Source organism: Microcoleus sp. Pol12B4, assembly GCF_036701385.1.
GTDB lineage: Bacteria > Cyanobacteriota > Cyanobacteriia > Cyanobacteriales > Microcoleaceae > Microcoleus.
Map to the genome: position 1 here is coordinate 1 of NZ_JAUBQR010000322.1, position 5024 is coordinate 5024.

Below are 5024 nucleotides of genomic sequence, written 5' to 3' on the forward strand. Positions count from 1 at the left end.
AGAAGAGTTTCCCGGATTAATTCGTCGTCCTCAATTACCAAAATTTTGAGCATGATACTTAGATAACAGATGGCACTATATATCTGAACCTGACTAACTCTAGCATACTCAAACTAGGGAATTAGTAACTGGGCCAATTAGCCAATAAATGATTAGCCAAATGGCTGAATATTTCCCCTCGGTTCTGAAGTCACAATCAAAGAACTGCCCAAATTGGGAAGATTTCGATCTCTTTCAAGAGCAGGAAACTGCTGCGCCCGACTCGTTTGATAAACTTTTATTACAAAATACCCAATATTTTTTATAAAAAAAATAGCCAACAGTTTCAGTGCGCCGGCGGCGGAAATTACTCAGGCTATCACTTATATGATGTCCGGTTAATTGTTCATAATTAGTCCGTGTTTGTACTGAAAAATAGAGTTTTCTCTCAAGGGATGAATCAGGATGCAGCGTCCTGATTCATCCAAAAAAAGATACTTGCTTTCAGACAACTGTCGTGGAGAGATAAAAATTTTAGATTAAGGTTCAATCTCCCAGATTCATCTGTGAAGTAAATCTAACATCTAAAATCGACTAACGGAGAACTTAATTATGGTTCTGTAACCCGAAATCCTATTATGCGCTGCCTTAATTCACAGGCTTAGTGGAATTCGCGCAAAACTTTTCATCTACAATTGCAGAATTGATAGTGACAGCGTGCATGGATGATGACGGAATTATCAGGTCTTGCGGAACTACCACGGTCTTTTTACAAACCAGCTCGCTACTGCCTACAGAGGCAAAGTTCCAAGCATAAAATTCGGGAGTGCTGACTGTCGCATTGGCCGGATGTAAACCTAGTGCAGTCACTAATACTAATCCAAAAGTCACTAAAGCTACGATCGCGAATCTCAGCATATTCTTTGTTTGAACCCGACAACTTATCTGATTGGTATTACCTTATTATTGCCTGGGTGGATAGAGAGCGTCAATAGCAGTTATTCCGCCGTCAGGTTCAACTCGTAAGCGATCGGCTCAGATGCTTGAGAAACTACCACAAATTCATAATAACCAGCATCATCCAGCAATCCAGACCAACTAAGCCCCTCTGCATCTTCCAGCAAAGCTCGCGCGCCCTTTGTCCGCCCCGGAGTATAAATTGACAGTAGCGTAGATTTGCGCGGTGCTTGTAAATTCACGCGCAAAGTTTGATTTTGAGCGAATCTGGCAATGTAAGCTTTCCCTTCTCCGGGTTTGAGATTGCCTGTGAGGCTTTTGCTGTTCGATAGGCGGTCAAATTCAACGCTTTCGACAGTTGCTCCAGCTTGTAAGGCTTCGAGTTCGTCGGCGGTAATTGCTTGCCAAATTTGTCCGATCGGCAAACCAATGATATTGCGATCGCGCGGCTGTTGTGGAAACCAATAAAAGAACCTAGCATCAGCCAAATCGTACAAAGCCCGACTGCTCAAATTCAGCTTGTTAACCTCTGTTTTCCAGCGCTCGATATCGGCGGTGTCGTAAGTACCCAACCGCGCTCTAGCGTTGCTGCTGAGATTTTCCAGCTTATCGAGCAACTCGTCGCCGATTTTCTGCCACCTTTCGCGCCATTGGCGATCTTCCTCGCCTTCTTTTAACAATCTTCCCCCCAATTCCGGGTATTTGGCATAGAAAGTCTCGTCCACAAGGTTGACGTAACCGCTATAGAATCGATCGTCAATTTTGAGCTTTACAAAGCGATCTTGCAAAGCATCTTCTTGCTGCTGCTTCGGGTTTGCAGGTTGGGGAACTTTCTGGACTTTTGATTGCAGATTTAACAAAGAATTGCCCGCAAACCAGCCAACTCCCCCCATAGTTGATAGCACCGCCACCACAAACAAAACCATTTTCCAAGTAGGCATCTTTTGCTGATTGCCAATAGCAGCAATTCGCACCGGAGTTCCCGGCAGTTTTGGTGTGGGGGCGGGTACGGGTATAGGCGAGAAATCCGGCGGCTGCGTGATCCCAAAATCCGGGGCTGGTGGCAAAGGTGGCTGTAAAGGCGGATTGCCGGAGAGAGCGAGCATTACCTCACGAGCCGAGGAGTAACGCTGGCTCGGCTGCTGAGCAAGCATTTTATCCAGCACCAGGGACAAATTCGCAGAGAGAGAACATTCCCCCCGCCAGTTCCAATTCAGCGTCTGGCTGTCGAGCAACTGATGCGGTTCCTTCCCAGTCAGCAACACCAAAACCGTGGCAGCCAGAGCGTACAAATCGCTGTGGGGAGAGACGATGCCCATCTGCATCTGTTCGACGGGAGCATAGCCGAGCTTGCCGATGCGAGTCGCGGGGCCGGGAGTGCCGTTAGCCTCAGCGAAAAGAGACTCTACGGTGGCGGCGACTTGTTTTACTCCGCCGAAGTCGATGAGCACGGGCATCCCGTCAGAACTCCGCAGAATCAGGTTGTCCGGGGAGATGTCGCGGTGAATCACTCCCAAAGAGTGAATGTATTCGAGCACGGGCAAAATCTGCAGCAGCAATTGATTGATTTCTGCTTCTATAAACCGCAAACCCTGACGCTTGCGGGCGTCGAGCAGAAAGCGGTAGGTTTGCCCCGGCACGTAGTCTTGGACTAGAAATAGGTAGCCTCGATCGCTGATACTGACGCGGAAGAGTTCGCGAAAGCGGGGGATTTGATTGTGTTGCAGCTTGTAGAGCACTCCTGCTTCCCGCTCGAACAGTTCCTCGGATTTTTGTAAAGCGTAACTTCCATGTACTTGGGGCGCAAATTCTTTTAAAACGCAGGGTTCGTTAAATCGGTGGGCGTCTTCAGCGAGGTAGGTGCGCCCGAAGCCTCCGTGTCCCAATTCGCGGACGATGCGGTAGTGGTTGTTGAGAGTTATGCCGGGGTAGATGGGATTGTTCATTGGAACTTGCTGCGTCGGATTTTCACGCTTGACTGAGACTGGGAGTTTTGGGCGATCGCTGAATTAATCTTGACATAGTGTGTCAGTGTTTATTAGTCGATCGGCAGCTTGGCTATCCCCTGTGGTTATTGTGAAAACAGCGGTTTTGTGCTATGGAAGTTTATCTACTGCGACATATTTTCGATCGACCTCAAAGTGTGTTCAAATTTTTAGTGTCCAGCCCAATGTGCGATCGGGTCGCGCCGCGCTACTAATGGAATCTTGAGCGATCGGGGTGCAAAATAGGCATTTTAAGGAGCAAATCATGCAGCCAGAACAGCGTCAGAGAGCAATTGGGGCGTTTGAAGAGTTTTTGAGGGCGCCGCTTGAGGAACGATTGCAACACCAACAGAATCGAGTTGCCGAATCCGGGGCGATCGCGCTTTTTCAAAAAGTCGCGGCCACAGTACCAGCTTACCAGACTTTCCTAGCTGCACTTAACATCAATCCCGCTTCAATTCAAACCTTTGAAGACTTTCAAAAATTGCCACTAATTACCAAAGAGAATTATTTACGCTGTCACCCGCTACCTCAGTTGTGTTATGAGGGGAAATTAGAAACTTGCGATTTCATTGCTGTTTCATCTGGTTCGACAGGAAACCCGACATTTTGGCCGCGTTTTATCAGCGACGAGTTGCAAATTGCTGCTCGTTTTGAACAAATATTTCACGACAGTTTTTACGCCGACACTCGCTCAACTTTAGCTGTCATTTGCTTTCCGTTGGGAACTTGGGTAGGCGGAATGTACACGGCCAATTGCTGCCGCTATCTAGCGAGTAAGGGCTATCCAGTTACAGTTGTGACGCCTGGGAATAATAAGACTGAAATATTTCGAGTTGTGCAGGAACTTGGGGAGCATTTCGATCAAGTAGTTTTGTTGGGATATCCGCCATTTATCAAGGATGTGATTGATAGCGGAATTGCTGGGGGTGTCGAGTGGCCAAAATATCGAATTAAGATGGTGTTTGCGGGAGAAGTGTTTAGCGAAGAATGGCGGAGTTTGGTGAGCGATCGCACTAATTCTGACAATCTATATTACAACTCTGCGAGCCTTTATGGTACTGCCGATGCGGGCGTTTTGGGCAACGAGACACCGCTGAGCATTTGCATCCGTCGCTTTTTAGCAAACAATCCCGAAGCAGCACGCAATTTATTCGGGGAATCGCGGTTGCCAACGCTGGTGCAGTACGATCCCAAAAGTCGCTTTTTTGAAGTAAATAATGACGGCACGCTGTTATTTTCTGGCGACAACGGCATCCCGCTAATACGCTATCACATCTCGGATAACGGCGGTTTAATTTGTTACGAAGCAATGCTCAATTTTTTGGCTGAATGGGGATTTAACCCTGTGGCACATTTGCAGCAAGCAGCAGGTATGAAAGTTTCTGATTTCCCCAGAGGAATTCGCTGCTTGCCATTTGTCTATGTATTTGGGCGATCGCACTTTACCGTTTCCTACTTCGGTGCTAACATTTACCCGGAAAATGTCACCGTAGGTTTAGAAGTTCCCACCATTCGGGAATGGGTGACGGGAAAATTTGTAATGCAAGTCAAGGAAGATGCGGATCAAAATCGGTTTTTATCGGTGGTTGTGGAATTAGCGGCGGGGGTGGAGGGCGACGAGGAGATGAAGCAGGCGATCGCATCTTCAATTCTCACGCAATTGCGGCGGCTAAACAGCGAATTTGCTAATTACGTTCCGCCCGAATATCAGTTACCTGTGGTGACATTAACGGAGATGGGCGATGCGGAGTATTTTCCGATTGGGGTGAAGCACCGATACACCCGGCAGTAAACCGTGTTTTTGTGAGTAGGGGTTGCACTAAACTGTATCGGGATCAATGTTTAATTCTCGCAGTTTCGCCGCGAGGCGATCGGCTCGTTGAGCCTCCTTTTCTGCAACCTCTTCAGGAGTAGGGACAAGCTCTCCCTCTGCTGTAAAGAAACGCAATTTTCCGCCACAAATTCCGAGACTCAAATCGAGCTGCTGACTCCGCAGATGCCCGAATTCGTTGGGTGCGATTGCTTCATATTCCCCGTCAACTAAATGAAACCCAGCTAATTCTAAAGTTTCTGGGTCAAACCAAAAGTAGTCGTGAGTGC

Annotated in this window: 3 protein-coding genes and 1 pseudogene; 1 reads left to right on the forward strand and 3 read right to left on the reverse strand. The window is 47.7% G+C overall.

All coding sequences use genetic code 11. The features are described from left to right. Window positions 1–627: 627 nt before the first annotated feature. Window positions 628–897 (reverse strand): hypothetical protein, encoded by a 270-nt coding sequence (locus QUA38_RS27225; protein WP_190662916.1) that lies wholly within the window; start codon window positions 895–897, stop codon window positions 628–630. 80 nt (window positions 898–977) lie between these two features. Then, entirely contained in the window at window positions 978–2882 is a 1905-nt protein-coding gene (locus QUA38_RS27230) for a serine/threonine-protein kinase (protein ID WP_333167404.1), read from the reverse strand. Between the two features lie 304 nt (window positions 2883–3186). Between QUA38_RS27230 and QUA38_RS27235 the strand changes: the two genes are divergently transcribed. After that, window positions 3187–4716, forward strand: a complete 1530-nt coding sequence (locus QUA38_RS27235; RefSeq protein ID WP_333167406.1) for a phenylacetate--CoA ligase family protein — start codon at window positions 3187–3189, stop codon at window positions 4714–4716. Between the two features lie 27 nt (window positions 4717–4743). Here the strand turns inward: QUA38_RS27235 and QUA38_RS27240 are convergent. Then, a pseudogene (locus QUA38_RS27240) lies at window positions 4744–5024 on the reverse strand (Uma2 family endonuclease); the annotation flags it as partial.